The following is a 26811-nucleotide window of genomic DNA, read 5'->3' as shown; positions in this document are numbered from 1 at the left end:
ACTATTATTTCATAAATTTCAGTCTCAAGCTGTTAAGCACCACAGAAACGGAACTGAAGGCCATCGCCGCACTTGCCAGCATCGGATTCAATAACAACCCATTTACCGGGAACAAAACGCCGGCCGCCAAAGGTATTCCTATCAGGTTGTAAATAAAGGCCCAAAACAGATTCTGATGAATCAGCCGCACCGTTCGTTTCGACAATTTGATTGCTTCCGGTAACAACAACAAATCAGATGTTATCAACGTCACCATCGCAACATCCATCGCAATATCCGTCCCTTTTCCCATCGCAATGCTCACATCGGCACGAGCCAGTGCCTGCGAGTCGTTTATGCCGTCGCCTACCATAGCTACTTTCTTTCCTAACTTTTGAAGAGCCATGATATATTCTTCCTTATCATCAGGCATCACTTCAGCCTTAAAATACTTTATACCTAAAGTATCAGCCACTCTTTCCGCCGTCTTCACACCGTCGCCTGTCAACAAATGCACTTCTATTCCCATATCCGTCAGGGTCTTTACAGCCGCTGCCGATGTCGGTTTGATGCGGTCTGAAATAGCCAGTACAGCTAGCAAACGGTTACCTTCGCCATAATAAACGACGCTTATTCCGTTGTCCTGCCATTTACGTATCTGCTTCATAGTGTCATCCGGTATCTCCGAACCGAATACCTCCAACAATCCGTGGCTTCCAACCCAGTAAGTAACACCATTGACTTCCATCTGGATTCCCCGGCCGGTAAGGCTTTCAAAATTACCGGCTTCACACGTAGAGGCTCCCGAATCTTCCAGCCAACGAATAATGGCAGACGCCAGCGGATGCTCCGATTTCAATTCCGCAGTATAGAGAATATCCAGATAACAGACATTCGATTCTGTCAGCCAGCAGGAATCCACGACAACCGGAATCCCTTCCGTCAATGTCCCCGTCTTATCCAGTACAATCGTATCGACTTTACAAAGAGTCTCCAATGCATAAGCATCTTTTATCAGGATATGCCGTTCGGCTCCTTTTCCCATCCCGACCATCAGTGCCGTCGGAGTTGCCAGCCCTAAGGCACACGGACAGGCAATCACCAATACTGAAACAGCTGAAAGAAGGGCATAAGAAAAATAATCCCCGCCGCCAATCACCATCCAGCAGATAAACGTTACGATAGACAGGAGAACGACTACCGGGACAAATATACCGCTTATTTTGTCAACTATACGTTGCACGGGCGCTTTACTTCCCTGGGCAGCCTGCACCATCTTGACGATTTGCGCCAGAACCGTTTCATTCCCGACTCCGGTCGCCTCCATCGTAAAAGCACCTTTTTGGTTGATTGTTCCGGCCAATACCCGGTCACCGGCAACTTTCTCCACAGGAATCGGTTCCCCGCTCAGCATGCTTTCATCTACGGAAGAAGAGCCTTGCAGCAAAGTTCCGTCCACCGGTATTTTCTCACCGGGCCGAACACTTACAATATTCCCCCTTTTCAAAGAAGAGATAGGAACTTCCTCCTCTTTTCCGTCAGTTACAAGACGGGCCGTTTTAGGCTGTAATCCCATCAGGCTTTTAATAGCAGAAGAAGTACTGTTCTTCGCCCTCTCCTCCATCAACTTGCCCAACAGCACAAAGGCGATAATCACCCCTGAGGCTTCATAATACACATGCGGCTCCAATCCCTTTTCAATCCAGAACTGCGGATAAACCGTATTGAAGAAACTGAATATAAAAGCAATGGAAGTACTGAGGGCCACCAAAGTATCCATATTGGCACTCTTTTGCAGCGCATGGCGCACGCCGTTCACATAAAACGATCGCCCGAACAGAACCATAATAGCCAATGCCAGCACCATCATTATCCAGTTGGCGTAGGGCATGTGCATAAACACCATCCCCAATAAAGCCAAAGGCACTGATAATATCCATGCTCCGATTGTATTCCGCTTCAGTTTTTTATAATGCTTACGCGCCATCTCTTCCTGTACGGCCAGCGGGTCTTCGGCCTCAACCACCAAATCATATCCGGCAGCCTGTACGGCTTCCTGCATTTTCTGTAAACTGATTACCGAAGGATGGTATGTAACTGATAAAGTGTTCGCTGCAAAATTAACAGATGCCTCTTCTACTCCGGGTAGTGCCTTGACGGTACTCTCCACGTTATTGGCACAAACCGCACAACTCATCTCAAGGACGGGCAGTACCTTACTTTCTACATCTTTCATTATTATGTTTATTTTATACCGATTCTATTGTAGAACAAAGATACGAATAAATCAGTTGCAACAAAGTTGCGGAATTTCATTACGCTCATTAAGATATGTACGAATTTAATAGTTTTATTTGGTATATTTGTCCTATTATTTAACAATCGAATACCCGACCTTTGTCAGACGAATTAACGAATGAATTTATAAAACGAATACAGTTATGATACTTGACTCCTTGAATAACACAGAAAAGGTTGAATGCTTGCACCCTTTGTTTAAAAAAGCTTTTGATTATGTAAAAGCTACTGACTTCTCCAAAATGGAAGACGGCAAATACGAATTGGACGGTTCCCGCCTGTTTGTCAGCGTAGCCAGTTTATCCGGCAAAGATAAAAACGATGTTGCAATCGAAACGCATAAGAAATATATCGATATCCAGCTTCCCCTTCTAGGTGTAGAAAAAATCGGTTGGAAACCGGGATGCGAATTACAGGAAGTTTCCGTGCCTTATAACGAAGAGAAAGATATCGCTTTCTTCGTTGACCGCCCGACTGCCTATACAAAAATCTATCCCGGACAGTTCGCCATCTATTTTCCGGAAGACGGCCATGCACCCGGTATCGGAGAAGGAAATATCCGCAAAGTGATTGTCAAAGTACAAGTCGAAGAATAACTGCTTATAAAACCCATTGGCCTAACGGCACTAATGGGAGTCATCAGTAAGTATTTACAATAAAACGAGGGGGAAGCTAAAATCCAGTTAGCTTCCCCCATTATTCTTTAAATAACACAACTTCTTAACTTACCGTCCGGTTGCCTGTAAATATTCCGTCCGTTTAATCAGGTAATTGGTATAATCGTCCGTATATTGGTCTCTGCTTTGTTGTAGTAAAGACTGGGCATTCAGCAAATCACTCAATGTCTCTGTTCCTGCCTGATAATAATCTGTACTCAGACGTACATTTTCTTCTGCCGTTTTTACCGATTCTTCCGATATCTTTACCTGTTCATAGGCCTCTTCCAATTCATTCCAGAGTTTTTGCATCTGTAAAAGAAGTTTCTCATTGGTATCCTGCCGTGTATATTCAGCCGCTTTCAATTGCAACTTCTGCTTCCTGATAGCATGCGAACCGCCCCACCAATCGGTTAAGGGGACAGAAACCGTGGCAAAAATCATCCCGAAAGAATGATCGGTATCCAAAATATTATGATACATATAGCCGGCACCTATTCCTACCGACGGCAGGTTCTGACCGACTTTCAATTTATATTGCAGACGGCTGGCTTCCACATTTTTATCAAGCAGTTTATAGGCAACAGTCGTCGGCAAGGCACTCATCAGGTCTATCCGGTAAGTCTCCGGCGAAGGCAGAGGCTCCTGTAAAGTTGCCTGAACGGTAAAATCATCTTCCGGCATTCCGATATACTGAGACAACAACATTTTTGACAGACGCAAATTATTATCCACTTTCAGCCGGTCACTGGCTATACTATTCTTTTTTAGTTGAACCTGTAACAATTCATTCCTGTTTGCCACGCCGGCACGAACGGAAGCCTCCACATCCTTATACAAGTTGTCGATTAATGTTTCCAGTAAGGAAACCGTTTTTCTCTTTTCCTGCAAAGAAACGTGCTGCCAGTAATACTGTTCGACAGTCAGCAATACTTCATTCTCCGATTGTTTCATCTGATAACGGCTCACTTCCACCGCCAGGGCAGCCAGTTTGTTATTATTAAGTATCTGTCCTCCTGCAAAAACCGGCTGGACTGCTGTCACTCCTCCCATAATACCGTTCTTTGCCATTGTCATTTCTAACAGACCGGGGACCAGCGCCAACTCTGCCATTCCATTGTCTGAGGTAAAAGCGCCTCCCGTCGCACTTATAGATGGAAAATATTTCGTGAAAGCCTCTTTACGCACCTCTTCCGCACCTTTTACATCTAAACGGGCATTCTTCATCCGGGCATTATTCTCCAATGCCAGTTGGCTGCATTCCTCCAGTGTCAAACTACGCTGGGCTTCGACAGATAAAGCCGGTACCAGCAAAAGACAAAGGAGATTGCCTAAAACATATATTATCTTTTTTCCAGACATATTCTTTACTCTTAATTTAGTTATACGACCTTTTTATTCCCGCCGAATATCATCCAGTAAAATACCGGAATAACAATAACGGCCAATATCATGGCAAATACTGTTCCCGAACAAATCACGACTCCCATCGGAGTCCATAAGGCACTGTTACTGATAATCATCGGGACAACCCCCACCGCAGTTGTTGCCGACGTCAGGAAAATCGGTAACATACGACGTTTACCGGCATCCATAGCAGCCTCTTTGACAGAGATATGATGATTGATACGTAAATCCTGGGCATGGTCGAATATCATAATCGCATTACGTACCACAATACCTATCAAACTGATTATACCCAACACACAAGTGATACTGAACTCCATCCCGGACACCCAGAGACCGAAAGCAGCACCGAACAGGCACAGTAAAATAGAAGTAAGGGCAGCAACAGCCAATCCGATTTTCTTATAGTTTATCAGCAAGAACAGGAAGACAATAATGACGGCAATCGAAAGCCCCTCTATTATCGGAGTAATAATTTCCTCGTCAGACTCTTTTACACCTCCGTATTCAAAAGATACGCCCTCCGGAAGATTGGGTATCACCCGGTTGTTCATCACCTTTTCTACCTTCTTCTGCATATTCGTTTCATTAAAGCCGCGTTTAACCTGAGTAATCACACTCAACGTACGCACTCCGTTACGGCGAACAATCTGCCCTTCATTCCATCCTCCCTGTATTTCAGACACCTGGCGAAGCGGAACACTGACACCCGGAACAGCCGTCGGCAAATAAGCATCCCCTATCCCACCAAACGAATCGTATGCATCCTCTCCCTTATCCGATTTCAGGCAGATAGCCAACGGATAATCGCCTTCCCAGACAGAGCCGACCGACATACCGTTATAACGGATAACCATATCGGCCGCCGCCATCGCTTTCGAAATTCCCAGGCGGGACGACTCCACAGGGTCAAGCGTTACACGAACTTCGGGTAGCATCTCCTCAAAATTCGTATGAACCCAAACCAGGCCATCCATATCCTGCAATGATGTCATCAATGTATCAGCCACCTGCTTCAAGGCTGTTATATCATCTCCCATAAAGCGAACTTCTATCGGGAAACTCACAGTCTGATAATCCAACTGCTTGAACTTGATGAAAGCATCCGGATAATAATCGGCATAAGCATTGGCATATTCATCCAACAGGTCGGTTGTTGCCTCTACGGATGTTGTATTTACAATAAACTGCGCATAATTCTTTCCACCCATATTCGGAGCATAAGTTGCCTGGAAACGCGGGGAAGCCATTCCCACAAATGCGGTAGCCGACAAAACCCGTTCGTCATCTTTCAATAAAGCATATACGCTGTCGCAAACGGCTGCCGTTTTATCCAATGACGAACCTTGCGGCAAATAAATCTCTATAGCAAACTGGTCACGGTCTGCTTCCGGCATCATTCGTTGCGGGATACGCATCATAATCACCACAGCCAGCAACACGGATAGAACCCCGATAAACAACGTTGTTTTGGGATAGCGAAAAGTCCATTCAAGTACCTTTTCATAGACAGCCTGTACCGTATCCAACAAGTTGAAACGTTTCTTTCCGTCCGTCTTCTGCCCGTTTTTCAATCCCTTTTTGATAAGGGTGTGTTCCAGCATGGGAATAAATATCATGGCAATAGCCAACGAGGTCATCAATGAAATCGTTATCGTCCAGGGAAACCAGTTCAGAAAGTCCAGCATCTGCCCCGTCATCGTAAACAGCAACGGATAGAAAATAATACAAAGGCTGAGCGTTGCCAGAAAGATGGAAGAGAAATAGTTCTTGGCACTCGATACTGCGGCATGCCAGCGGGACATTCCGTTATCCAGCCGTTCCAGATAAGCATCTATAACAATGATGGAATTATCCACAATCATCCCCAGAACAACAATTAAAGCAGCCAATGTAACCGTATTCAACGGGATGCCCACAGCATACATAATCCCGATAGATATAAAAATACTGATCGGAATGGAAGTAGCCGCAACAATAGCCGATTTGAAAGGAAAAAGCAGCATCATCACCAGAATAACGACCACAATGGAGACAAAGAGGTCACGCACAAACGAACTCACTGAATCATCCACCACCTTGGGTTGGTCCGCAATCCGCTGAATGGACACGCTTTCCGGAAGCTCTTCCTGGAAAGCTGCCAGCACCTTATCCACTTCCTTCCCGTACTGTACAATATTATTGCCTTCCCGCATCTCCATGGAAAGGATGATAGCCTTCTTTCCGTTATTCATTATATAACTGTCAGGCTCGGGATATTCACGGACAATGCGTGCTATGTCTTTCAGACGGATTATATTCCCGTCACCATCCGCCAGGATAATCTGGTCGGCTATCTCTTTTTCAGAAGCATAGGTGTTAGAGAAATGGATTGGAATATCGAGGTCTTCACTTTTCAACGAGCCTCCCGATGTGGTAAATCCTTGTGTGAAAAGTGTTGTCATCAACATTCGGGTATCCAACTTGTAAGCCGTCAGTTTATCCCTGTCGAGATAGACACTGATTTGCTCCTTTTGTATGCCGTAACGGCGCAGATTTGAAACAGACTCAATACGACGGAGGCGGTCTTCCAGTGATTCCAGATAATCCTCCAGTTCACGGTATGTTTTATCTTCCGATTCAAGCGTAATCAACAAAGCGGAGGTATCACCGAAGTCGTCGTTCGCAATGACAGCCAGGACACCCGAAGGCAATTGCGATTTGAAGTTCTGCAAACCCAGCTTAATCTTAGACCAGACTTCGTCCTTATTATTCACTTCATCGTTCAGCTCCACCATGATATACACCATTCCGTCACGCGACATGGAATATGTTTTCTTCTTCTTTATCTCCTTAAAAGTATAAAGATAGCGTTCCAAAGGCTTTGCCAGTTGTTCCTCCACCTCGGCAGAAGTCGCCCCGGGATAAACGCCCACGACAACACCCTGGCGGATGGTAAATTCCGGAAACTCCTGTTTCGGCATATTTACCAGGCCATAAATTCCCAGACCGACCAAGACGGTCAGCACCAATAAGGTGATCTGGTAATAATGCATGGCCCATTCTATAATTCCCTGCTGTCTTTTCATAAGGCTTTCACTTTCATATCCTCACTTACCTTCTGATAACCGTCTGTTATGACAAGGTCACCTTCGCTCAGTCCGTCCGTTATCTGTACGCCATTGTCGGTCAACTTTCCGATACGAACCGTTACCGCTTTGGCCTTTCCGTCACGCAGGCACCAGACATACCGTTCACCGGTGTGCGATAATTGTATCACATTATTAGGCAACGAGATAGTAGTAACCCTATCCTTATTTTCCACCCTCACCCGGCAAACCATTCCCGGCAATAACGCTCCATCCCTGTTATCCAGCTTTATCCTGGCTTCATAGGTATGGGATACCGGATTAGCGGTAATGCCTTTCTCCGTAACCATGCCTTCAAACAACCGGCCTCCCAAAGCAGCAACGGTTATAGCCGCTTTCCGGTGGTCGATGAACGGTATTTCTTTTTCCGGTACGGCAATCTTAATATTCACTGTCCCTACATCCAATAAGGTGAAAACCGGTTTACCGGGCTGCACATTCTCGCCTGCCTCCACATTTCTTTTTCCGATTACACCATCAAAAGGAGCATACAGGCTGGCATCTTCCAGATTCTTCCGGGCGATGCTTTCCATCGACTGTGCCTGTTGCAGCTTACTCTGCACTTCCACCCATTTGATTTCCGGGAGACTTTTGTTTTCATACAATGTTTTCATACGGTCATAAGCATCCTGTGCCTGCACCAGGGAAGCACGGGATGCGTCATACGTATCCTGAAGAGTCGCACGATTCAGCAAAGCCAGAAGCTGCCCTTTATGAACTTTCTGCCCTTCACGGACAAGAATTTCCTGCACATTCCCCATAACCTGGAAACTTAGGGAAGAGGCAGACATTTCCTCCACCGTTCCAACATAATTTTGACCATCAACAAGGCTGCTGCCCATTATTTCAACCACTTTCACAGGTATTACCTTCTCTTCCGTCGGCTTATCCTTTTGGCCGGAACAGCTCATCAACAGAATTATAAACAAAGAAATGCCCGCACATTCTACAATCTTCATACCTATCTATTTATTAGTATATTAAAGAGAAATAAACGATGCAAAAGTGATGAGAATCCTTATTTTATAAAAGGTCAGTTGAGCCGTAGAATTGTTCTATTTTTCGCATTCGTATGCATTCTTTTCCTATATTTGCATATAAATAAAGAAAAGATGAACCAAACAGTTCCCATAATAGATATCTCAAAGGTCGAACATTCATCCAAAATAGACTTCTTTGATGACGATTTCGTTATTTTCGACGATTTGAATGAAATTCCACTGTTCGATTATCCCAGCCGTATTGCAGATGCCGCCGTTTTTGCCATTTGCCAGAAAGGTTCCGTACGAATCAGCATCAATCTGAAAGAATATACAATCGTTCCTAATAACCTGGTAGTTCTCCTGCCGGACCAGATAGTACAGCATTACGAACGCAGTGATGACTTTGCCGGTATTTTTCTGGGAGTATCCAAACAGTTCATCGACGATACAATCCCGGGAATGAAGAATCTTTTATCAGCTTTCTTCTACGTCAGGGACCATCCATGCACTATCCTGACTGAGGAAGAGTTGGATTATCTTTCCGAATATCATCCCATGTTATGGAAAAGGGTTAAGATGAAAGAGCACGTGTACCGGAAAGAAGTTATTCAAAGCCTGTTACTGTCATTATTCTACGATGTCTGCAATATCTTCCGCAAACACCAGCCAATCGATGAAGGCAAAAGGTCCCGCAAAGAAGAGTTGTTCGGATTGTTTATGCAGACGGTTCTGGAAAACTACAAGCAGGAAAGGAGTGTTGCCTTTTATGCCGATAAACTGTGTGTCACAGCCAAATACCTTTCACTCATATCCAAAGAAGTCAGCGGGCAGCCTGCCGGAAACTGGATTGACGAATATGTGATTCTGGAAGCAAAAACGTTATTGAAGTCAAGCCAGATGAGCATACAGGAAATAGCCGATAGCTTAAACTTTGCCAACCAGTCTTTCTTCGGAAAGTATTTTAAGCATCACACAGGAATATCTCCCAAAGAATACAGAAAACGATAGGGGATAACATTACCTTTATCCCCCGATTATTACATTTATATCATACGCACTGAAAATAGCCTTACAACGCTCCACCGTTTCTTCCGACGGCGTCGCCATCGAATAATGGGCCGGGTTATATACCGTCCCCAACTTTTCATGTTTGTTCTTACCAATATCATGATAAAGGAGCAGATTCACTGTCCGATGCTTCCAGGGTAAGGAAGAAAGAAATGCGGCCGAACGGGTTATATTTTCTTCATCCGCATTCACACCTTCTATCAGAGGGATACGGATATGAAACGCATGACCGGCTTCCGCCACCATGCGTAAGTTAGACAATATTAACTCATTAGGCACTCCGCAGTAAAGTTTATGTTTAACTGTATCCATATGCTTCAGGTCTACCAGAAAAAGCTCGGAATGTTGCATCACCTCCCTGACAATCTCCTCTCCGGCAAACAATGTCGTATCGACGGCACGATGGATACCCAGGTCACCACAACGACGAAGTAATTCCAGCAACATATCCGGATGCAACAACGGCTCCCCTCCGCAAAAGGTTACGCCTCCCTCCGACCGGTCCATGAATACCGTTTCCTTTTCAATCTCCTTCATCAGGTAATCTACAGAATATTCGGTTCCGGATATCTCCATTGCCAGAGCCGGACAGACCTCCGCACATTTGCCGCACAAATGACAGAGAGCATTGTCGGTGACAATCCCTTCGGATGTCAAAGCCAGCGCCTTTTGCGGACAATTCTCCACACACGTCCGGCATCCAATACATTTCTTCTTTGTATAGAGTTTCTGTTTCCGGCTGGATACCCCCTCCGGATTATGACACCAAACACACGACAACGGACACCCTTTCATAAAGACAGTCGTCCGGATGCCCGGCCCGTCGTTTATTGCATAACGCTTAATATCGAATATTAAACCCATTTTTTCAGTTGACAAGTGACAACTAATTAAAAGTTTTCCTGCTCCGTACGGGCAATCACATCAGCCTGCAAGTCTGCATTCATATCATTGAAATAATCACTGTAACCGGCTACACGAACCAACAAGTCACGGTAATCTTCCGGACATTTCTGGGCGGCATACAGCGTTTCCGTATCCACAATATTAAACTGGATATGATGTCCGCCCAAAGCAAAGTAACTGCGAATCAGGGAGGCCAGTTTCGAAATATCTTCCTCCCGCTTCAACAGGCTCGGAAGGAAACGCTGGTTCAGCAATGTTCCGCCACTCTTCACCTGGTCCAGTTTGCCCAATGACTTGATAACGGCAGACGGTCCGTGCGTATCGGCACCATGTGAAGGAGAAGTCCCGTCGGAGATAGCCTTTTCTGCCAGACGGCCGTTCGGGGTCGCTCCCATCACCTTACCGAAATAAACATGACAGGTAGTCGACAGCATATTCAGGTGAAAACACTCCCCTTTCGTATTCGGTTTGCCTTCAATAGCATCATACAAATCATCGAATACTTTGACGGCAATGGCATCGGCATATTCGTCATCATTACCGAAGAAAGGCGTGCGGTTCAGGATTGTCTGGCGCATGACTTCCGCTCCGGCAAAATTGTCAGCCATTGCTTTCAGCATTTCATCCATCGAAAAGCGTTTGTCTTCAAAGACATGTTTCTTCAAAGAGGAGAGGCTATCGGTTATTGTACCCAGCCCCGTACATTGTATATAAGTGGTGTTATAACGCGGTCCGCAGTTGTAATAATCGCGTCCTTTGGCAATACAATCGTCGATAAACAAGGAAAGGAATGTGGCCGGTGCATATTTGGCAAACATTCGGTCGATATAATTGCTTACACGTACCTTCATATCCACAAAATAATGCACTTGTTTCATAAAGGCGGCGTATAAATCATCATAGCCGGCAAAGTCACACGGATTACCGGTTTCCAGTCCTACTTTACGGCCGGATACCGGGTCGACACCATTGTGAAGGGTTACTTCCAGTATCTTCGGGACATTCAGATAACCAGTCAGCACATAAGCCTCCTTCCCGAAAGCACCCACCTCGATACAACCGCTGCAACCTCCTTCCCGGGCATCATGCAGGGATTTCCCCTGTCGCATCAGTTCCTGGATATACACGTCCGGATTGAACACCGAAGGATAACCGTGCCCCTGGCGAATCACCTTGCATCCGGCCCGCAGGAACCGTTCCGGCGTACGGGCACTGATATGAATGGCACTTCCCGGTTGCAGGATATGCAGTTCCTCAATCGTTTCAAGCATGATATAGGAAACTTCGCTTACCCCGTCGCTGCCGTCGGCTTTCACTCCTCCGATATTCAGGTTGGTAAAGTCGTTGTAGGTTCCGCTTTCCTTGGCGGTAATACCGACCTTCGGCGGTGCCGTATGGTTATTTACTTTGATAAAGAAGCAAGACATCAACTCTTTAGCTTCATCACGGGTTAAGGTCCCCGCAGCTATTTCCTTTTCATAGAAAGGAGCCAGATGCTGGTCGAAATGTCCCGGGTTCATGGCATCCCAGCCGTTCAGTTCGGTAATAGTTCCCAAATGGACAAACCAATACATCTGGATAGCTTCCCAATACGTACGGGGAGCATGGGCCGGAACCCAACGGCAAACTTCAGCTATCTTACGAAGTTCGGCAGCCCGCACCGGGTCTTTCTCCGCCATCGACATTTCGTCCGCCAGGTCGGCATGACGTTCGGCAAAGAGAATGGCGGCATCGCAGGAGATAGACATGGCGGTAAGTTCCTCCTGCTTATCCGTCGCTTCAGGGTCATTCATGAAATCGAGGTTTGCCAGTTCGCCGGCAATCCGTTCTTTCAGGTCCAGCAAACCGTAACGGTAGACTTTTCCGTCAAGAGCCGTATGTCCCGGAGCACGCTGTTCCATAAATTCGGTAAACATACCGACTTCATAGGCCTCTTTCCATTCTTTCGGGACATGGCTGAAAATACGTTCACGCTGTGTACGGCCTTTCCAGTATGGGATTACTTCGCGTTCATAAGTATCTATATCTTCCTGGCTGATGGTATAACGTTGCAATTCACGGGTATTCAGCACATGCAGGTCTTCCACACTATGGCAGGTCAGTTCGGGAAAAGTAGGAACGGCTTTCGGTGCCGGACCACGCTCCCCCACAATCAGTTCATCTTTACCTATATAGATAGTCTTTTGTTTGCATATCTCAAGAAAGTTCAAAGCTCTCAGAATCGGAACAGGATATTTCCCGTAATTCTCCTTGTAGAAACGGGTTTCGATAAGCGCCCGTTCGATAGACAGGGAAGGTTCAGCCTCAAAAGAAAGCCGGCGTAACCGTTTGATACGGTCGTTCATACCATACCCATTTGCTTCCGCCGCCGGAGCAAAATTGGATGCACTGCGGGGTGCACGCTGAGCTGTTGTTGTACTCATATTGAACACAGTATTTTTTAAGAAATAACTAAGAATAAGAAAATAGTAAACCGTGCCACAGACGGTTCTGTCCGGGAAAGAATGTATTGTTTAAAGATAGAACATCAAACAATTGAAGAGTTTTCTGTAACCTTTTATAATCATATAATATACAAAGTGTTATACGAACACCGCAAACATAAATACTTTTCATGAATAAACAAAATAATAGCGTCTGTATTTTTTACTATATTTGCAACATTCGTTTTGTTTTCATGGTTATTCATATAAATATATCTTCATGGAAAATCGTTTTTTAGGACTTATAGAGAACAGCATCAAGGAACATTGGGACCTGCCTGCTTTCTCAGATTATAATGGACACACGTACCATTATAAAGATGTGGCCCGGCGTATCGAAAAATTTCATATAATACTCGAACATGCAGGAATAAAGAAAGGAGACAAAGTAGCTTTGGTCGGACGAAATTCGTCTAACTGGGCCATCTGCTTTTTCGGCATACTGGCGTATGGTGCGGTTGCCGTCCCCATCCTCCACGAGTTTAAGCCGGACAATATCCATCATATCGTAAACCATTCGGGGGCAAAGGCTGTACTGGCCGGAGCCAACAACTGGGAGAATATGAACGAGCAGATGATGCCCGATGTCAAACTGTTCATGATGCTGGACAATTTCTCCATCATCAAGAGCAAGAATAAGGAAGTACGGGTAGTGCGTGACAGGATTAACGAGTATTTCGGAAAGAAATATCCCCGCTCCTTCACGGCTGCCGATGTTAAATATCATGTCGAACAACCGGAAGAACTGGCTGTATTGAACTATACTTCGGGAACGACCAGCTTCTCCAAAGGGGTTATGATTCCTTTCCGCAGCTTATGGAGCAATACGCAGTTTGCTTACGACAACCTGCCGTTTATCCATCCGGGAGACAATGTGGTCTGCATGTTGCCGATGGCACATATGTATGGCTTGGCTTTCGAGATTCTGAATTGTGTGAACAAAGGATGCCATGTGCATTTCCTTACCCGCACACCGAGCCCGAAGATTATCGCCGAAGCATTTGCCCGTGTGAAACCGGCATTGATACTCGCCGTACCTCTTATCATCGAAAAAATCGTCAAGAACAAGATATTCCCGGAACTGGAAAAGCCGCTCATCAAATTACTGCTGAAAGTCCCCTACCTCGACCAGAAAGTACTCGACACCATCGCAAAGAAGTTGAACGATTCTTTCGGAGGTAAATTCGGCGAAGTGGTAATCGGTGGCGCCGCCCTGAACAAAGAGGTGGAAGAATTTCTCCGCTCCATCAAGTTCCGGTATACCGTCGGTTATGGAATGACGGAATGTGGTCCGTTGGTGGCATACGAACAATGGGATACGTTCAGACAAGGTTCTGTCGGCCGCATTGTCGACCGTATGGAAGCACGTATCGACTCTGCCGACCCGGTTAACGAAGTAGGCGAAATCCTGGTCCGTGGCATGAACGTCATGTTGGGATATTACAAGAATCCGGAAGCGACCAAAGCGGTCATGATGCCCGACGGCTGGATGCGTACCGGCGACCTGGGAACAATAGATTCCGACGGTTTCCTTTATATCCGCGGACGCAGCAAATCCATGATTCTGGGACCAAGCGGACAGAATATCTATCCGGAAGAAATAGAAGACCGCCTGAACAACATGCTTTATGTTTCCGAATCGTTGATAATCTCGCAAGGCGGCAAACTGGTAGCCCTGATCTATCCGGATTGGGAACTGGTTGACAAAGCAGGCATCCAACATTCCGAAATAGAAAAGTTAATGCAACAAAACATCGACCAACTCAATACAGAGATGCCGGGCTACAGCAAAGTAACCTGCTTCAAATTGTATCAGGAAGAGTTCGAAAAGACACCGAAGCGCAGCATCAAACGGTATTTATACCAGCCGGCAGAAGAAAACTGATTCTCCGGAGGTATTCCCAAACTTCACCTTTCAGGTTTCAGCCACATGTCCGCCTTGAAAAAGATTGGACTTGGCTGAAAGGTGATTATATTGAATTCAAATTTCGACAAGTAGGCATTCGTTTGCCCACCGATAGTTATCTGTTTACTGACGGGTAGTTATCCGTTTGCCGACGGGTAGTTATCCGCTGACAAAGCATAGGTGTTTCGAAATGTTAAGACCTATCTTTTGATGACAAAACATATATGCTTTGAAGACAAAAGTCATATGTTTTGCCGGAAGTTGTTTTACACTGATTTTTTGTATACATTTTTTTACAAATTCGAATCTATCATATAAAAGAAAAAACAATTGTTTTTATTTTATATCATCTTTTCTTACGCAAAAAACCATGTGAGGCATATCTACTCCACGATAATGTGTGACAATAATATCAATTAAACTCATGCCATTGCGAAGCGCAACATTTTGGGATGCAATATTCGTATCTCGGATAATGGAATATAATGCATTAAAATGCAACATATTAAATCCATACTCACGACAAGCTGTTGCGGCTTCAATTGCATAACCGTTATGCCAATGCTTATATGCAAACAAGTAACCGATTTCTGGAACTTGTGTTGTCTTGTATTCCTGCATCGTAATACCACATTGTCCTATCATTTCATCGGTATCTTTAAGAAATACGCCCCACAAACCAAAGCCAAAATCTTTATATCGTTGAAGTTGCTTTTGCATCCATACTATAGTTTCTTCATCGTTGAAAGCTCCATTATAAGCATACATCACATTTTCATCTTGCAATATTGAGGATAATGCCTTCATATCCGAAATGGTCATTTCCCGCAATTGCAATCTATTGGTTTCTAAAATTATACGCTTCATAAAACTATTATCATTTATTCTATTATTTCATTTGTAAAGTTACAAAAAAGTACCGTTTTATCAGTTAGTTACGCACGGTTGTTCTTCACATCCCACAGGCACAAAGGAACATCCATCTTGCTACTGAACTGTTTAATCTCTCCGTCCACCGTAAGGCGACACATTAAAGGCAGATTGCCGTTGGGCTTCTCGCTGCCTTTCTTCACATAGGATAAGACCTTGAATGTACTTCTCATAACTCACTCCTTTTTGGGGTTACAAAATTAGTTCATTGGAGTTACCGATAGATAAGATAAATGATGCCAAACGCTGAAAAAAGAACAGTTTAGCAAGAAATTTTCATCATCATACGAGTAATGATGTGGTAACTGAACTTTTGCTCCGTTTGTCTATATTACGACTTTCTTTGGCTTTTTGCCAATAGAAAAATATAGCGTAACGAACGCTTTCTCAGTCTGTTCGCTACGCTTCACCACTTTATACTACTTCGTTACATGTTTATTTTAGGAAATAATCGTCCAAAATTCAAACATGACAAGCACGGGGTGCATCAACATTTAATGCTCAATTCACGGAGTACGTCACGTATCTTCTCGAAGGTCGTGATACGTGTCGGCACTAATGGCAAACGCAGTTTGTTTTCAATGAAGCCCATTGCATTCAGCATACTCTTCGCTCCGGCAGGATTACCGTCTACAAACAGTAATTCGAATAATTCGGTGAAACGATGATGGATAGTGCGGGCATGATCGTAATCGCCGGCCAACGCCAAACGAACCATCCGGCTAAATTCACGGGGGAAAGCATTACCGATAACAGAAATAACACCGATCGCACCTAATGTAATCAATGGGAAGGTGATACCGTCATCACCGGAAATAACATTAAAATTCGCCGGTTTATTCTTAATGATGTCATCCATCTGGGTGATATTACCGGAAGCCTCTTTCACAGCAACTACATTCTTAAACTCACGTGCAATACGGAGTGTTGTAGCAGCAGTCATATTTACACCTGTTCTTCCCGGTACATTATATAATACGATAGGAAGTTTGGTGGCTCCGGCAATAGCTTTGTAATGCTGATAGATTCCTTCCTGGGAAGGTTTATTATAATAAGGTACGACAGACAGGATAGCGTCGATACCATCAAAATTATCGTTCTTTAATTTCTCAACAATCGTGCGGGTGCAGTTACCGCCAACACCTAAAACGATAGGAATACGGCCGTTAACCTTAGTTACAACGAGGCTGATAATTTTCTTTTTTTCTTCTTCAGTGAGGGTTGGTGTTTCCGCAGTAGTTCCTAACACTACCAAATAATCGGTTCCGTTCTGCACCTGGTAGTCTACCAGTTTGCTCAACGCATCATAGTCCACACTTTCGTCGTCCTTAAAGGGAGTGATCAACGCCACACCCATTCCTTTTAAATTTATGTCTGCCATGGGGAAAATATTCCTTTTTTGTTATTTAGCACTGCAAAAATAACGAAATTATATCATTTGGAACGGATTGTCTGCAAATAAAATAAGATATGTTCGAATAAATGCTTTATATCAGCGTTTTCTGTCATTGAAATCGTGAGATCATATAAATCCAGTTCACTGTTTTTTGCTCCGACTTTTAAGGTTCCGGGATGTTTCAACAACAAATATTGCATGACATAATTATTACCTTGGGTAAGGTCGATTAGTATATCTGCATTACATGAACAAAACTTCTTTTGGATTTCATCCGTTGGCATATACCACATATCCAGATCGGTCTTGGCATGGACAACCATATACGACGGATTCATCTCTGGCAACGTTTCGCCGGACACATAGACGCAAACATTGACATTCTTATTCAACGTACGTAATGTTTTGAGGCAAGGCTCAACGACATCACGGTCTTCGGCATTAAACAACACCAGGATATGGCGGGCGTCTTTCAGGGTGCAGAAGTTACTCTGACGCTTTCCGGACTGCCTAGCCAATGCCTTTACTTTCTTATGGATAAAATGGTTCGTCAGTCTCATTCTGCCAACATGTTTAAGAATTCAGTTTCATTTATAATCTTCACTCCCAGCTTTGCTGCTTTTTCAAGTTTGGCCGGACCCATGTTTTCTCCGGCAAGGATGTAATCTGTTTTGCCGGAGACGGAACCACTGTTCTTTCCGCCATGCTGTTCGATCATGGCTTTATATTCGTCACGTGAATGTTGGGTAAATGTACCGCTAATCACGATTGTCAATCCTTTCAGTTTATCGGAACGGTTTGCCAGCACTTCTTCGGCTACCGTCATTTGCAATCCGTATTCTTGCAGGCGGGCTACGAGGATACGGTTGTTTTCGTCGGCAAAATAGTCTACAACACTACGGGCAATACGTTCGCCAATCTCATCCACTTCCGTCAATGTCTCCAAGGAAGCCTCCTGTAATTGTTGCATCGAATGGAATGCAGACGCCAGGCGTTTTGCCACAGTCTCGCCGACATAACGGATACCCAACCCAAACAACACCCGTTCAAACGGTACCTGTTTGGACTCTTCAAGGCTCGCCATCAGGTTACGGGCGCTTTTCTCCGCCCAACGTTCCAGACGCAACAAATCTGGCATCTCCAAGGTATACAGATCGGCAACGTTTTTTACCAGACCGGCTTCATACAAGTCTTCTACCGTTTCCGGACCGATATTTATATTCATGGCGCGGCGGGTAACGAAATGTTCGATACGGCCTTTTATCTGCGGTGGACAACCAGCTTCATTCGGACAATAATGGGCCGCCTCCCCTTCCGGGCGATACAAAAGCGTACCGCATTCAGGGCAAGTCTTGATAAAAGTAACCTTCGCACCCAACAACATCGAACGGGAGTCGACATCGACACCAACAATCTTAGGAATGATTTCTCCGCCTTTTTCTACATATACATTATCTCCCAGATGCAAATCCAACCCTTCAATAATATCTGCGTTATGCAGAGAGGCACGCTTGACGGTCGTCCCAGCCAGCAATACCGGTTCCAGGTTGGCAACCGGAGTAACTGCCCCTGTGCGCCCTACCTGGAAAGAGACTGAGTTGAGACGTGTTACCGCCCGCTCTGCCTGAAATTTATAAGCAATAGCCCAACGGGGACTCTTGGCGGTGAATCCCAGATTCTTCTGCTGGCGCAGTGAATTTACTTTCAATACAATGCCATCAGTAGCCACCGGCAAGTTCTTCCGTTCCACATCCCAATAAGCGATATAGTCGAAAATATCCTGCAAGCTGTCGCATTTACGGATGACATCAGGTATTTTAAATCCCCAGGTACGAGCAATCTGTAGATTTTCGTAATGAGCGTCGGCAGGAAGGCCTTCACCCAGTAAATAATAAAAATAAGCATCCAGCTTACGTGAAGCCACAACAGACGGATTCTGTTGTTTCAACGTGCCTGAAGCAGCATTACGAGGATTGGCAAAAAGCGGTTCTTCCTGCTCTTCACGTTCCTTGTTCAGACGGTCGAATTCTGCCCAGGGCAATAGTATTTCACCCCGTATCTCAAAGTTTTCCGGATAGTTATCACCCCGTAGCTTCAACGGGACAGAACGGATTGTCTTTACATTAGCCGTCACATCATCGCCACGGGTTCCGTCGCCACGGGTCACGGCACGGACCAGGCGTCCGTTCTCATAAATCAACGAGATGGAAGTCCCGTCATATTTCAACTCGGCAACAATCTCGAAAGGCTCGTTCAAAGCACGTTCCGTCCGCTCATAGAAATCACGTATTTCTTCTTCGGAATAGGTATTTCCCAAAGAAAGCATCGGATACTGGTGAACTACCTGTTCAAATTCCTTCGACAAGTCGCTTCCCACCCGCTGCGTCGGTGAATGCGGATCGGCAAATTCGGGATGAGCTTCCTCCAATGCCTGTAATTCTTTCATCTTCTCATCAAACTCACGGTCTGATATCGTCGGTGTGGAAAGTACATAATAATTATAATTATGCTGTTCCAACTCATCACGCAGTGCTTTTATCTTTGCCTCCACCATTATAATTGAAAATTAATATACCAGTTTTACATTATCAATCCAGAACGTATTGCCGGGAGAACCGATATAGGCGCCTCCATGGCTGGAAGTAAACTGTAAAACCATGTGTGTAGGTTCGTCTCCTTCCTCTGCCCAGCCGATCTCCTTTACCGGGACGCTCTCGCCCTGGCTGTTCGTTGCATAACGTTCCTCAACCTGTATGCACATATATGGTTTGTAATCCGCATGGTCGGATATATTGCCATACATAATCGGATAAGTAGCGTCGTTCACCCAACCATCTGTCGATGAGACATAACGTTGAACCATCGTTCCTACCCTTTTAGCATATATATTACCTTCCTTATCTTCCCAGCGTTTCTGCAAAAACAAAATCGCTGCGATAGAATCCTGCCCGGCCACTTTCGACTTACGGCTGAATCCTGTACTGCGGATACGGTCTTTTTCAGGTGCTGCCTTTACCTTATAATCGAAACGGATTGCCGTCGGTTTCTTTGTAAAAGGAACACCGCTGTTCAGCATAGCCTGGGGATTCTTTGTCCCCTTGATCGGTTCATGAACCGAACCCAGGAAAACAGAACCGGCCGCAACCACTTCGATGTCGACCAGGCCAAAAACCTTTACACTTTCCATACGGGTTTCCAGGCGGGCACACCAGCCATCTCCTCTCTTTTCCGGAAATACAGATGTATTCGTCTTCACTACTCCGGCCACTTTCGCCATCACATTGGAATTCGCCCACGGCGAACCTCCCCGGTTGTGATAAGCTGTATTGCCGACAATCGTATCCGTCGGTCCCACCTCATACAGATGCTTCTTATTTCCACCTATAATTCCAGACTCCTGGATTTCACGGACAACCCATTGATCCATATCCCCAAACGCAAAAGGCACAACCTTCTCCTGTCCGGCGATAGTCGATAACTGACTGCCCGCAAACAAAAATAACAATATATTCTTTATATAATTCATAAGCTTTGCTTAAAAGTTGAAAGAATATCATAAAGAATATCCCCACTCCTTGAGAGCCATTCCCCAGTTCTCTTCAACGATCTGTACTGTACGGTCGTCGTATTTGTACTGGTTCTTTTTATATCCCTTCTTCTTTCCCAGATATTTCTCTATCTCGGCTTTAGACGATTCAAATCCCGGCAGGTTTAATTTGCGATAAATATCTTCGGTCATCGCAAAAGCATCCTGTTCGAAATCTTCGAATTTCACTTCTACCAGGTTCCCTTCAGGAATAAGCCCTTTCTGCTCTTCAAACTTGTAGAACAAGCGGCGATATACTTCAATAAGATTGCTTTCAATCTGTTCATTAGTGATATCTTGCAAACGAAGCGGTTGTATCGTATTTGTAAAGAAACTGCGTGTACTCTCAAATACGGTATAAGGATTACGCTTCAAATAAATGAATTTGGCATTCGGAAACATTTCCAACAACGTTTTCACACGTCCGGTATGCGGCGGGTTCTTACTCAGGAATTGTGAGCCATGTGTATTCCAAAGCGATATCTTAACAAGCTTCAGGAAGGTTTCCTTAAACACTTTCAATTCGTGCTCGGTCGTATTGTCGAACAACAGATACCGATCGCAATATTCCAGCATGTGTTTCGGGAAAAACCAAAAATTATAATAAGTATACGGCATCATGTTTGCCAAAGCAAACTCTTCTTCCTGCGGAAGGTCGACCTTCAGTTCCATGTTGTCGGTCGGACGTTTGTCGGGCATCAGGAATGACATATTCTTCTTAAAGAAAGGTTGTCCCCAAAGCATCAAATTCGGGAATACCGTCTGATACGTGGTGTTGTATCCGAAATGCTTGTCGCACGAAAATACATTGTGTACGAATGTCGTACCGCTACGCCAATGGCCCAGTATGAACACCGGGTCCATCTCCAACGGCTTATCCGCTATTTTACGATAACGGGCATCTTCTAAAGGTTGCAGTAAACTAAGCAGGCGGCATACCGATTTTGTCAGATAATACTTGTTTCGAAAACCTTTGTCGATCGTTTTATCGGCTGTCACAGCCTTAAACGTTTTCCAGTCCGCTCCCACCAATGTATTGATTGGTAGCTTATCGAATTCCATCAACCCCATAAATTTTATTGTTTTTCAGTTATACATTTCACAGGAACGCCCTGGCGTCCTAATTCTTCACATACCGTACGAATCGCCTCATAATGTTCTTCGCCTATTCTGAGTTCCGGCAGGTTCAATACAGCCAGAGCATCCTCTGTCACCATATCTTTGGCATCCACCCGGTCGATAATCATTCCGACAGCCGACGTGTTGTTGGTAATCGGATCGATCAGGATAAAGGCTCCCGTCTGTTTATTCTTCTGATAAGGGTCAAAAAACAGTTCTTTTCCGGTCGTAAAGACAACACGGGCGATCTCATTCAGTTTCATCGGCAGGCTATCGGCTGTCAACTGTCCGTTCTCTACCGACAACTGCTCCATTGTATTGACATTCACCTTATAACGGATACTGTCCACACGGGCACGTGTCAGGTTAGTCGTATGCTTGATATAGAACTGTTTGGACATATCCATCGGTTCTTCATCCATCCAGACCAACATCGATTCGAAGTTACGGTCTTCCATCGGCAGATTATCCGGATGTACCAGCATTTCGCCACGGGAAACGTCGATTTCGTCTTCCAGGGTAATGGTAACGCATTGGGGAGGGAAAGCATAATCCAATTCGCCATCATAAGTAACGATACTTTTCACTTTCGATGTTTTGCGTGAAGGCAAAGCCATCACTGTATCTCCTTTACGGATGATACCGCTGGATACCTTACCGCAGAAGCCGCGGAAGTCCAGGTTCGGACGCAATACATATTGTACCGGATAACGAAAATCTTCGAAATTACGATCCTGATCGATTGGCACTGTTTCCAGGAAATCTAACAGAGACGGCCCCTCATACCAGGGAGTGCGGTCGCTCTTATCCACCACATTATCACCATCCAAAGCCGAAAGCGGGATATAAGTGATATCCGGAATATTCAAGGATTTCACGAACGCCTTATAATCAGCGACAATCTTATCGAATATTTGTTTGTCGAAGTCGACCAGGTCCATTTTATTCACAGCCAGTACCACATGTTTGATACCCAACAAAGAAACCAGATAAGTGTGGCGGCGGGTCTGTGTAATTACACCGGTACGGGCATCCACCAGGATAATAGCCAGGTTGGCAGTCGAACCGCCGGTTATCATGTTACGGGTATATTGTTCGTGTCCCGGAGTATCGGCGATGATAAATTTACGGTTGTTCGTACTGAAGTAACGATAAGCCACGTCTATCGTAATACCTTGTTCACGTTCGGCCTTCAAGCCGTCAAGCAATAAGGCATAATCGATATGGTCGCCGGCATTTCCCATACGTTTACTGTCACGTTCAAGGGCATCCAGCTGGTCTTCATATATCTTTTTACTGTCGAACAACAGACGTCCGATTAAGGTCGATTTACCGTCATCTACCGAACCTGCCGTCAGGAAACGAAGCAAATCTTTCTGTTCGTCCCTGTCCAGGAATTCTTTTATATTTAATGTTGCCATAATTTAATTCAAAATTGAAAATGGAGAATTGAAAATTAAAAATAACCTTCCCGTTTCTTCTGTTCCATGCTGGCATCCTGGTCAAAGTCGATCACACGAGTGGTGCGTTCGCTCTTGGTGGTTGTCATCATCTCTTCCACGATCTTTTCGATTGTATCGGCATCGCTGTCTACCGCTCCGGTCAAAGGCCAGCATCCGAGTGTACGGAAACGGACCATACGCATTTTGATCTGGTCGCGATACTGTTCCGGCAAACGGTCGTCGTCAGCCATGATCAGATTACCGTCGAGTTCAACGATAGGGCGTTCCTTGGCATAGTATAAAGGAACGATTGGAATATTCTCCAGGCGGATATACTGCCAGATATCCAGTTCAGTCCAGTTGGATAACGGAAAGACACGGATACTTTCTCCTTTATGGACACGGGCATTGTAAATGTCCCATAATTCCGGACGCTGGTTCTTCGGGTCCCATTGATGGAACTTGTCGCGGAACGAATAAATACGTTCTTTGGCACGACTCTTTTCCTCGTCACGGCGGGCGCCACCGAAAGCGGCATCAAACTTGTATTTGTCGAGGGCATGCAACAATGCCTGTGTTTTCATCAGGTCGGTATGAACCTTGCTACCATGCGTAAAAGGTCCTACACCGGCATGGAATGCTTCCATATTTGATTCAACGATCAGGTTCCATCCGAACTTCTTTGCATATTCATCACGGAACTGAACCATTTCCTTAAACTTCCATTTGGAATCAATATGCATCAAAGGGAACGGCACTTTTCCCGGAGCAAAGGCTTTTTCAGCCAACCGGACCATCACCGATGAGTCTTTACCGATAGAATAAAGCATCACAGGATTTTCAAATTCAGCAGCAACCTCCCGTATGATATGGATAGATTCCGCTTCCAGCTCCTGTAGATGGCTTAATTTGTAATCTGACATAGTTTATATTTGTTATATTTATTGTTTCAATGTTTATCATATTGAACTATTTGTGTCTCTTTAATGGGGCTTTGCCCCATGCCGCAGGCTCTCTTTTGCCGTCAGTTTCAACTGACGGATAGATAAACATTCCGGTTTTACCGGATTCCTCTGTGGGTTTCACCCCCTTTTCCAGGTATTATGAAAGGGGATAAATCCCACAAAGGAAGAGGCTTTGCCTCCTGTATTTAGAACCGTTGGTTGAAACCAACGGCAAAAGAGAGCCTGCGGCACGAGGCGAGCCTCGTTTAAAATACACCGTAGATAGCTCAAATCTTTCTAAATTGGCACATTGGCATATTACCACATTGACTCATTATTTCTATACTTTCACTTTAGGTAATATCAATTCCAATAATTTATTTACCGACTCTTCGAGGCTCAACACCGAGGTATCCAACGACAAAGCCGGATGCTCCGGTGCTTCGAACGGGGCCGAAACGCCTGTAAAATCTTTGATCTCTCCCTTGCGGGCTTTTGCATACAATCCTTTTACGTCGCGTCGCTCACATTCTTCGATCGGCGTATTCACATAGATTTCCAGGAAATTATCTTTTCCGATAATCGTAGAAGCCATCTCCCTTAACTCATTGTTCGGACTGATAAAAGCCGCTATAGTTATAACACCGGTGTCAATAAATAGTTTGCTTACTTCCGCGATACGACGGATATTCTCCACCCGGTCTTCCGCAGAAAATCCCAAATTGTTATTGATACCGCTACGGATATTGTCGCCATCCAGAATACGGCATAACAAACCGCGCTTATGCAACTCACGCTCCAAAGCAATGGCAATCGTACTTTTACCGGAACCACTCAGCCCGGTAAACCAAACCATCACACTACGTTGTTTCAAAAGCGCCTCTTTATCCTCTCTTCCCAACATACGGTCGAAAATAGGATATATATTATTCGGCTGTGTATTATTCATTTTATTTCTTATTGCCTTTTATATTAAAATTCCCAGATCATCGGTATCACGAACACGGAAATCAAAAACGTAATCAGGTTCAACGGCAATCCCACACGGACAAAATCCGTAAACTTATAACTACCGATACCTTGTACGATCAGATTTGTCTGATAACCGATCGGAGAACTGAAACTGGCCGACGCCGCCATACAAATCACCACAAAGAATGGCGTCGGGTTTACTCCCAACTGTGTAGCGACCGACAACGCTATCGGAAAACTCAAGGCCGCCGCCGCATTGTTCGTTATCAGTTCGGTAAAAATATTTGTTATGATAAAAATGATGGCAAGCAGAGCATACGGTCCGAGATTGTCGGCCATACTGATAATATAGCTGGCTACCAAGGCTGCAAAGCCTGAATTTTCCATCGCCTTACTGATAGCAAACGCACAAGCGATTGTAATCAGAATATCCCAGGATATATATTTGGTATATTTCTTCGGTGGAAATATCTTCGTCCAAGCCATAATAATAGTAGTGATGCAAACGAAAAAGAACATATCCAGACGCATCCCCGGAATGGCTTCTTTCACGGCCGGCAATTCGCCGACTGTAGCCCCTACAATCATAAAGATAAGTAACCCCAGTGCCAGCCAACGTTTCTTTTTCGATACCGGTTCAGTATTTTCATTACCATTGGCAAGCATCAGGAAGACACTCGATTCTCCCCAAGTCGGAATAAACGAATCATCGGCCCAAAGCACCAAAGTATCACCTTCATGCAAAGTAACCTTGTCCAGATCATGGGTGAAACGTTCTCCCCCACTTTTCACTTCCTTTACGATAGCACCGTAATGGCGGGCAAAATTAAACTCTCCCAAAGTCTTATTGATACCGGGAAAACGGGAACCCAACACAGCTTCCACCCGATGCAGGTTTCCCGGACTCTCTTCTTCCCCTTCATCCACATAATTATCCTGACGGGAATCGGGCAATAGCTTATTGGAGAATGCAAACAGATACAGGATACCGGCTATGGCAATAAAAATGCCGACCTTTCCGAGTTCAAACATAGTGAACCCCTCGTAGCCGGCTTCAATAACCATACCATGAACAACCAGGTTGGTGGAGGTTCCGATCAGCGTACAAATACCGCCCAGGATGGTTACGTAAGAAAGTGGTATAAGAAATTTGGTAGCCGGAAGTTTAACCGACTCAGCCCACCGTTTGATGATCGGGGCAAAAATAACTACTACCGGAGTATTATTAAGAAAGGCTGAAATAAATGCAATGGGAGGTAACATCCGGACCTGGGCCTTTAAAACGGTAGTTTTTCCTTCCGGAAGCAGTTTCTTGATAACTTGCCCGAGCGCCCCGCTCTGCCGGATTCCTTCACTCACCAGAAAGAGCATGCCGACGGTTATCATACCTTTGTTACTGAATCCCTCCAACATTTCTTTTGGAGACAATATTCCTACGACCAGGAATAATACTACAACAGTCAGTAATACCATTCCTGGTCGCATCCTATCCCATATCAATGCCGCAACCATTCCGGCCAGGGCTAGCAATACAAATAATATTTCGAAGTTCATCGCGTTCCTAATCTGTCTAAATTTCTCAGATAAGGTGCAAATGTAATAAGAAAA

The 26811-nt window shown here is 44.9% G+C and carries 19 protein-coding genes and 1 pseudogene; 3 read left to right on the top strand and 17 right to left on the bottom strand.

The features are described 5' to 3' along the window. Window positions 1-4: 4 nt before the first annotated feature. Complete coding sequence (locus NBH14_RS09205) at window positions 5-2215, bottom strand: heavy metal translocating P-type ATPase (protein WP_250817355.1); 2211 nt, start codon at window positions 2213-2215, stop codon at window positions 5-7. Window positions 2216-2420: 205 nt separating this feature from the next. On the opposite strand from NBH14_RS09205, the gene NBH14_RS09200 reads away from it, so the two are divergent. Beyond that, window positions 2421-2873 carry a NanQ anomerase/TabA/YiaL family protein gene (locus NBH14_RS09200; RefSeq protein ID WP_250817353.1) on the top strand — a complete coding sequence of 151 codons (453 nt, stop codon included), beginning with the start codon at window positions 2421-2423 and terminating at the stop codon, window positions 2871-2873. Window positions 2874-3002: 129 nt separating this feature from the next. On the opposite strand, the gene NBH14_RS09195 is transcribed toward NBH14_RS09200, so the two are convergent. The 3 genes from NBH14_RS09195 to NBH14_RS09185 are packed head-to-tail and all read right to left on the bottom strand — an operon-like array spanning window position 3003 to window position 8427. Then, entirely contained in the window at window positions 3003-4295 is a 1293-nt protein-coding gene (locus NBH14_RS09195; protein WP_250817351.1) for a TolC family protein, read from the bottom strand. 20 nt (window positions 4296-4315) lie between these two features. Further along, window positions 4316-7408 (bottom strand): efflux RND transporter permease subunit, encoded by a 3093-nt coding sequence (locus NBH14_RS09190; protein ID WP_250817349.1) that lies wholly within the window; start codon window positions 7406-7408, stop codon window positions 4316-4318. Then, window positions 7405-8427 carry an efflux RND transporter periplasmic adaptor subunit gene (locus tag NBH14_RS09185; protein WP_250817347.1) on the bottom strand — a complete coding sequence of 341 codons (1023 nt, stop codon included), beginning with the start codon at window positions 8425-8427 and terminating at the stop codon, window positions 7405-7407. Before NBH14_RS09185 ends, NBH14_RS09190 begins: the two co-directional genes overlap by 4 nt. 153 nt (window positions 8428-8580) lie before the next feature. Between NBH14_RS09185 and NBH14_RS09180 the strand changes: the two genes are divergently transcribed. Continuing rightward, the gene (locus NBH14_RS09180; protein ID WP_250817344.1) at window positions 8581-9459 is read left to right on the top strand and encodes a helix-turn-helix domain-containing protein; all 879 of its coding nucleotides are present in this window, start codon (window positions 8581-8583) and stop codon (window positions 9457-9459) included. Window positions 9460-9474: 15 nt separating this feature from the next. Here NBH14_RS09180 and NBH14_RS09175 read toward each other — a convergent pair whose 3' ends face one another. Continuing rightward, the gene (locus NBH14_RS09175) at window positions 9475-10383 is read right to left on the bottom strand and encodes a glycyl-radical enzyme activating protein (RefSeq protein WP_250817342.1); all 909 of its coding nucleotides are present in this window, start codon (window positions 10381-10383) and stop codon (window positions 9475-9477) included. A 26-nt stretch (window positions 10384-10409) separates the two neighbouring features. Then, window positions 10410-12770 carry a trans-4-hydroxy-L-proline dehydratase gene (hypD, locus tag NBH14_RS09170; RefSeq protein ID WP_250817383.1) on the bottom strand — a complete coding sequence of 787 codons (2361 nt, stop codon included), beginning with the start codon at window positions 12768-12770 and terminating at the stop codon, window positions 10410-10412. A gap of 358 nt (window positions 12771-13128) precedes the next feature. On the opposite strand from hypD, the gene NBH14_RS09165 reads away from it, so the two are divergent. Beyond that, window positions 13129-14793, top strand: a complete 1665-nt coding sequence (locus NBH14_RS09165; RefSeq protein ID WP_250817340.1) for an AMP-binding protein — start codon at window positions 13129-13131, stop codon at window positions 14791-14793. Between the two features lie 357 nt (window positions 14794-15150). Here NBH14_RS09165 and NBH14_RS09160 read toward each other — a convergent pair whose 3' ends face one another. The 11 genes and pseudogenes from NBH14_RS09160 to NBH14_RS09110 all read right to left on the bottom strand — a co-directional run bounded on the left by NBH14_RS09160 (window position 15151) and on the right by NBH14_RS09110 (window position 26757). Then, window positions 15151-15681, bottom strand: coding sequence for a GNAT family N-acetyltransferase (locus NBH14_RS09160; protein WP_250817338.1), 531 nt, complete (start codon window positions 15679-15681; stop codon window positions 15151-15153). 71 nt (window positions 15682-15752) lie between these two features. Further along, window positions 15753-15917 (bottom strand): annotated as a pseudogene (locus NBH14_RS09155) (Arm DNA-binding domain-containing protein); the annotation flags it as partial. Between the two features lie 314 nt (window positions 15918-16231). Continuing rightward, window positions 16232-17125, bottom strand: coding sequence for a 4-hydroxy-tetrahydrodipicolinate synthase (dapA, locus tag NBH14_RS09150; RefSeq protein ID WP_007656941.1), 894 nt, complete (start codon window positions 17123-17125; stop codon window positions 16232-16234). 53 nt (window positions 17126-17178) lie between these two features. Beyond that, on the bottom strand, window positions 17179-17700 hold the full coding sequence (locus NBH14_RS09145) for a DUF6913 domain-containing protein (protein ID WP_128133589.1): 522 nt from the start codon (window positions 17698-17700) through the stop codon (window positions 17179-17181). Then, window positions 17697-19694, bottom strand: coding sequence for an NAD-dependent DNA ligase LigA (ligA, locus tag NBH14_RS09140; protein WP_284705598.1), 1998 nt, complete (start codon window positions 19692-19694; stop codon window positions 17697-17699). Before ligA ends, NBH14_RS09145 begins: the two co-directional genes overlap by 4 nt. A gap of 12 nt (window positions 19695-19706) precedes the next feature. After that, window positions 19707-20666 (bottom strand): PCMD domain-containing protein, encoded by a 960-nt coding sequence (locus NBH14_RS09135; RefSeq protein WP_250817336.1) that lies wholly within the window; start codon window positions 20664-20666, stop codon window positions 19707-19709. A 27-nt stretch (window positions 20667-20693) separates the two neighbouring features. Next, window positions 20694-21797, bottom strand: coding sequence for a cholesterol-responsive sulfotransferase (locus NBH14_RS09130; RefSeq protein ID WP_186961709.1), 1104 nt, complete (start codon window positions 21795-21797; stop codon window positions 20694-20696). Window positions 21798-21802: 5 nt separating this feature from the next. Beyond that, window positions 21803-23266: a sulfate adenylyltransferase subunit CysN gene (cysN, locus tag NBH14_RS09125; RefSeq protein WP_250817335.1), complete on the bottom strand. Its 1464-nt coding sequence runs from the start codon at window positions 23264-23266 to the stop codon at window positions 21803-21805. 35 nt (window positions 23267-23301) lie between these two features. Beyond that, window positions 23302-24210: a sulfate adenylyltransferase subunit CysD gene (gene cysD, locus NBH14_RS09120; RefSeq protein ID WP_007656947.1), complete on the bottom strand. Its 909-nt coding sequence runs from the start codon at window positions 24208-24210 to the stop codon at window positions 23302-23304. Window positions 24211-24571: 361 nt separating this feature from the next. Next, complete coding sequence (gene cysC, locus NBH14_RS09115) at window positions 24572-25180, bottom strand: adenylyl-sulfate kinase (RefSeq protein ID WP_007656948.1); 609 nt, start codon at window positions 25178-25180, stop codon at window positions 24572-24574. Window positions 25181-25203: 23 nt separating this feature from the next. After that, the gene (locus NBH14_RS09110; protein ID WP_250817333.1) at window positions 25204-26757 is read right to left on the bottom strand and encodes an SLC13 family permease; all 1554 of its coding nucleotides are present in this window, start codon (window positions 26755-26757) and stop codon (window positions 25204-25206) included. Window positions 26758-26811 lie beyond the last annotated feature (54 nt).

The sequence above is a fragment of the Parabacteroides caecihominis genome (genome assembly GCF_023656785.1).
Lineage (GTDB): Bacteria > Bacteroidota > Bacteroidia > Bacteroidales > Tannerellaceae > Parabacteroides > Parabacteroides segnis.
Note: the sequence above shows the minus strand (reverse complement) of the source record. Positions and strands in the feature narration are given on the sequence as shown.

Coding starts and splice junctions, on each gene's coding strand:
- cysD (WP_007656947.1), bottom strand. CDS start 24,210: ATGTCAGATTACAAATTAAGCCATCTACAGGAGCTGGAAGCGGAATCT.
- NBH14_RS09165 (WP_250817340.1), top strand. CDS start 13,129: ATGGAAAATCGTTTTTTAGGACTTATAGAGAACAGCATCAAGGAACAT.
- cysN (WP_250817335.1), bottom strand. CDS start 23,266: ATGGCAACATTAAATATAAAAGAATTCCTGGACAGGGACGAACAGAAA.
- NBH14_RS09180 (WP_250817344.1), top strand. CDS start 8,581: ATGAACCAAACAGTTCCCATAATAGATATCTCAAAGGTCGAACATTCA.
- NBH14_RS09160 (WP_250817338.1), bottom strand. CDS start 15,681: ATGAAGCGTATAATTTTAGAAACCAATAGATTGCAATTGCGGGAAATG.
- ligA (WP_284705598.1), bottom strand. CDS start 19,694: ATGGTGGAGGCAAAGATAAAAGCACTGCGTGATGAGTTGGAACAGCAT.
- NBH14_RS09205 (WP_250817355.1), bottom strand. CDS start 2,215: ATGAAAGATGTAGAAAGTAAGGTACTGCCCGTCCTTGAGATGAGTTGT.
- NBH14_RS09190 (WP_250817349.1), bottom strand. CDS start 7,408: ATGAAAAGACAGCAGGGAATTATAGAATGGGCCATGCATTATTACCAG.
- NBH14_RS09200 (WP_250817353.1), top strand. CDS start 2,421: ATGATACTTGACTCCTTGAATAACACAGAAAAGGTTGAATGCTTGCAC.
- NBH14_RS09130 (WP_186961709.1), bottom strand. CDS start 21,797: ATGGGGTTGATGGAATTCGATAAGCTACCAATCAATACATTGGTGGGA.
- NBH14_RS09195 (WP_250817351.1), bottom strand. CDS start 4,295: ATGTCTGGAAAAAAGATAATATATGTTTTAGGCAATCTCCTTTGTCTT.
- NBH14_RS09135 (WP_250817336.1), bottom strand. CDS start 20,666: ATGAATTATATAAAGAATATATTGTTATTTTTGTTTGCGGGCAGTCAG.
- NBH14_RS09110 (WP_250817333.1), bottom strand. CDS start 26,757: ATGAACTTCGAAATATTATTTGTATTGCTAGCCCTGGCCGGAATGGTT.
- hypD (WP_250817383.1), bottom strand. CDS start 12,770: ATGAACGACCGTATCAAACGGTTACGCCGGCTTTCTTTTGAGGCTGAA.
- NBH14_RS09145 (WP_128133589.1), bottom strand. CDS start 17,700: ATGAGACTGACGAACCATTTTATCCATAAGAAAGTAAAGGCATTGGCT.
- dapA (WP_007656941.1), bottom strand. CDS start 17,125: ATGGCAGACATAAATTTAAAAGGAATGGGTGTGGCGTTGATCACTCCC.
- NBH14_RS09185 (WP_250817347.1), bottom strand. CDS start 8,427: ATGAAGATTGTAGAATGTGCGGGCATTTCTTTGTTTATAATTCTGTTG.
- NBH14_RS09175 (WP_250817342.1), bottom strand. CDS start 10,383: ATGGGTTTAATATTCGATATTAAGCGTTATGCAATAAACGACGGGCCG.
- cysC (WP_007656948.1), bottom strand. CDS start 25,180: ATGAATAATACACAGCCGAATAATATATATCCTATTTTCGACCGTATG.